This is a genomic window from Parvibaculum sp., from assembly GCF_049671045.1.
In the GTDB taxonomy this organism is placed as follows: domain Bacteria; phylum Pseudomonadota; class Alphaproteobacteria; order Parvibaculales; family Parvibaculaceae; genus Parvibaculum.
This window is the reverse complement of sequence record NZ_JBATUH010000028.1, coordinates 1-3789: the sequence shown is the minus strand read 5'-3', so window position 1 is coordinate 3789 and position 3789 is coordinate 1. Positions and strand designations below refer to the sequence as shown.

General features: G+C 64.6%; 4 protein-coding genes and 1 pseudogene. 1 reads left to right on the top strand and 4 read right to left on the bottom strand.

Annotated features, from left to right (window positions below; all coding sequences use genetic code 11):
• On the bottom strand, positions 1 to 490 hold a 490-nt coding region (gene def / locus WBG82_RS03550; protein WP_424421466.1), incomplete at its 3' end, for a peptide deformylase.
• 139 nt (positions 491 to 629) lie between these two features.
• Here def and rmuC point away from each other — a divergent pair.
• A complete protein-coding gene (gene rmuC / locus WBG82_RS03545; RefSeq protein WP_424421464.1) occupies positions 630 to 2219 on the top strand; it encodes a DNA recombination protein RmuC in 1590 nt (529 codons plus the stop codon).
• Here rmuC and recR read toward each other — a convergent pair.
• From recR to WBG82_RS03530, 3 genes and pseudogenes are all read right to left on the bottom strand, one after another.
• On the bottom strand, positions 2216 to 2815 hold the full coding sequence (gene recR / locus WBG82_RS03540) for a recombination mediator RecR (protein WP_424421461.1): 600 nt from the start codon (positions 2813 to 2815) through the stop codon (positions 2216 to 2218). The two genes, rmuC and recR, sit on opposite strands and share 4 nt — an antisense overlap.
• A gap of 7 nt (positions 2816 to 2822) precedes the next feature.
• Positions 2823 to 3140: a YbaB/EbfC family nucleoid-associated protein gene (locus WBG82_RS03535; RefSeq protein WP_424421459.1), complete on the bottom strand. Its 318-nt coding sequence runs from the start codon at positions 3138 to 3140 to the stop codon at positions 2823 to 2825.
• Between the two features lie 53 nt (positions 3141 to 3193).
• Positions 3194 to 3789: pseudogene (locus tag WBG82_RS03530) on the bottom strand (hypothetical protein); the annotation flags it as partial.

Below are 3789 nucleotides of genomic sequence, written 5' to 3'. Positions count from 1 at the left end.
TGGCGAGCTTCTTCAGCATCATCGAACGCTTGAGCTTGGAGAGATGGTCGATGAAGAGAACGCCGTTCAGATGATCCATCTCATGCTGGATGCAGGTCGCGAGCATGCCCTCGCAATCCAGTTCGCGAATCTCGCCCTGATAATCGAGGAACCGGACGCGGCAGCGCGCCGGGCGGTCCACCTCCTCATAGAGTTCGGGTACCGAGAGGCAGCCCTCCTCATAGGTGGCGAGTTCGTCGGAGGTCCACAGGATTTCCGGATTGACGAAATAGCGCGGCTGCGGGTCCTCGCCCTCACGCGCGAGGTCCATCACGATGACCTGCTTCGGAACACCGATCTGGATGGCGGCGAGGCCGATGCCCGGCGCCGCATACATCGTCTCCAGCATGTCGTCCATGAGGCGGCGCAGATCGTCGTCCACCCGCTCGACGGGCTTGGAGACCTGTTTCAGGCGCGGGTCGGGCGCGGTGATGATTTCACGGATAGCCATGGCGTTGAGATAAGCTCCCCGGCCCCGCCGGTCAAGCGAGCCCGATCGGCCGACACGCCCGCGCGGGAATCGGCTATAGTTGCCTGAATGTTCCCCTCGCCCGCCACCGGCCCGCGCGAGGGGAAGCCGGGGAGAGAAAATGGAAAACTGGACCCTCTATCTGAGCCTCGCATCGGGGTTTTTCAGCCTTGCGGCGGCGATCTTCGCCTTTCTCGCCTTTCGCCGGAGCGCGAAAGAGGCGAACGGCGAGGGCATCGCCGATGAGATTGCCGACAAGATCGCCAATGTCATCCGCACCGAAACCGACCGGGTGAGGAGCGAAACCCAGACCCAGGCCCTGCTCACGCGGCAGGAGCTTGGCGACAATCTCCGCGGATTTCAGGACTCCCTCGCCCAGCGGCTCGACAGCGGGATCGAGGCGATCCGCACGCCGGTTGCCACCATCGGCCAGAAGCTCGATCACGACATGGCGCGCATGGAAATCGAGGCGGCGAAGAGCCGCGAGGCGCTCGGCCAGTCGATCACCGAAAGTCTCGATGCCGCCAACCAGCGCGCCCAGTCGGCCGCGCGGGAGCTGCGCGAGGAACTGACCGGCAATTTCGCCAAGACGAGCGACCAGCTCGCCGCCACGCTTCTGCAGCTCGGCGGGCAGCAGCGCGAACGCCTCGAGAAGGTCGAGCAGGGTCTGGCGCTGATGACGGAGGGCCAAGGCAAGGCACAGGAGGCGTTGCGCCAGGCGGTCGAAAACCGGCTCGATGCGATCCGGCAGGAGAACACCGCCAAGCTCGAAGACGTGCGCAAGACGGTGGATGAAAAGCTCCAGACAACGCTGGAAAAGCGGATCGGCGATTCCTTCCGCACCGTGAGCGAGCAGCTCGAGCGCGTCTATCAGGGCCTGGGCGAGATGCAGGCGCTCGCCACCGGCGTCGGCGACCTGAAGCGGGTTCTCACCAACGTCAAGACGCGCGGCACCTGGGGCGAGGTTCAGCTCGGCATGCTGCTGGAGCAATTTCTTTCGCCCGATCAGTTCATCGCCAATGCGCAGGTGAAAGCGCATAGCGCGGAGCGCGTGGAATTCGCCGTTCGTTTTCCCGGGCGCGACAATGAGGACGAAATCCTGCTGCCGATCGATGCGAAATTTCCGCAGGAGGATTACGAGCGGCTGGTGCTTGCCCATGAGCGCGCCGACCTCGCCGCCATCGAGGAGGCGGCCGCCGCTCTCGAAACGCGGGTGCGCAGCTTTGCCAAGTCCATTTCGGAGAAATACATCAACCCGCCACGCACAACGGATTTCGCCATTCTGTTTCTTCCAACCGAAAGCCTCTTTGCGGAGGTTCTGCGCCGCACCGGCCTTTTCGACGATCTGCAACAGAAATATCGGGTCACGGTGGCCGGGCCGACAACGCTTTCGGCACTGCTCAGCGCGTTCCAGATGGGCTTCCGCTCCATGGCCATCCAGAAACGCTCAAGCGAGGTCTGGCAGCTTCTGAGCGCTGTCCGCTCCGAATTCGAAAAGCATGGCAAGGTGGTCGACAAGCTCAAAAGTCAGCTCAACGCCGCGACCAACACCATCGACAGCCTCGGCATGCGCACGCGCGTGATGAGCCGCAAGCTCAAGGACGTGGAAGTCATGACGGATGAATCCGCGCAAACGCTGCTAGGCCTCAACGCGCCGGGCGTGGAAGACATGCTGGGCGATCTCGACGCGGACGAGACCGCGGACAGCTAGAACGGCCGGCGCGACTTCATGGCGGCGGCGAGCGTACCGTCGTCGAGATAGTCGAGTTCGCCGCCTACCGGCACGCCATGCGCAAGGCGCGAAACGGCGACGCCCGTGCCCTCGAGGCGGTCGGTGATGTAATGCGCGGTCGTCTGTCCATCGACGGTCGCGTTCATGGCGAGGATCACTTCCCTGATCTCGCCCTTCTGCACGCGCTCGACCAGCGCGCCAATATTGAGATCGTTGGGGCCGACGCCATCGAGCGCCGAGAGGACGCCGCCAAGCACATGGTAGCGGCCCTTATGCACGCCCGCCCGCTCCAGCGCCCAGAGGTCGCCCACCTCCTCGACAATGCAGAGGATCGACGGATCGCGCCGCGGATCGCGGCAGATGGTGCAGGGATCGTGCGTATCGACATTGCCGCAGACCGAGCAGACGCAGGCCTTCTCCACCGCCTCGGCCATGGCGGCGGCGAGCGGCGAGAGCAGCGTCTCCTTCTTCTTGATGAGCTGGAGCACAGCGCGGCGCGCCGAACGCGGGCCGAGGCCCGGCAGCTTGGACAGAAGCTGGATCAGCCGCTCGATTTCGGGGCCGGTGACGGACATTCGCGTCTCAAAGGCCGAAGCCGGGCGGAATGGGTAGACCGCCCGCAATGCTCTGCATCTTCTCGGCGGCGAGCTTCTCGGCCCTGCCCTTGGCGTCGTTCGCGGCGGCGGCGATCAGATCCTCGAGGATTTCGCGCTCCTCCGGCTTCATGAGGCCCGGATCGATCGTCACGCGCTTCACCACGCCCTTGCCCGTCATGACGACACTCACCATGCCGCCGCCGGCGCTTCCTTCCACTTCCAGCGCCTCCAGCTCGGCCTGCAAGCCCTCCATCTTCGACTGGAGGGCCTTCGCCTGCTTCATGATCTCGCCGATATTTCTCACGTCGCTCGTCCGTTCACTCTGATGACAAATTGGGAATAGGCAAATCCGGGCCTCTATTCGTCGGAGGCCATGTAATCCTCATGCTCAAACTCTTCGGAGGCGAGATCGTCATGGCTTGCAGGCACGACCTCGCCGCTCGCGGCAAGCGGCATCGCAACCTCGTCCGCGCGCGCATCACGCACATGGACGATCTCGGCGCCGGGGAAATGTGCGAGCGCAGCCCTGACCAGCGGATCGGCGCGCGCTTCTTCCTTCAGCTTTTCCTCGCGCGTGATCGCCTGCTCGCGCAGCGTCGGCGCACCTTCCTCGCGCGAGATTGAAACGACCCAGAGCGCACCCGTCCAGCGCTTCAACCGCTCGGAAAGCTCGGATGCGAGATTGCCTGGCGTTCCCTCGAGAAGCCTGATCTCGATGCGGCCCTGCTCGAAGCGGACGAGGCGGACGCCGGTTTCGAGCGCATGCTTGAGCCTGATATCACGCTTTTCGGCGAGAAGGGCGATCACATCCTCGAAGCGGCGAAGGCTCGGACCGGCCGCCGCCGTGGCGATCGCGGCGGGCGCGGGATCATAGGCCTCGCGCGGAGACTGACCGGCGCGCGGGCCCATGCCCGCACCCATTCCGCCCCCCATGACCGCGCGGAGTTCGGCGC

Coding starts and splice junctions, on each gene's coding strand:
- recR (WP_424421461.1), bottom strand. CDS start 2,815: ATGTCCGTCACCGGCCCCGAAATCGAGCGGCTGATCCAGCTTCTGTCC.
- rmuC (WP_424421464.1), top strand. CDS start 630: ATGGAAAACTGGACCCTCTATCTGAGCCTCGCATCGGGGTTTTTCAGC.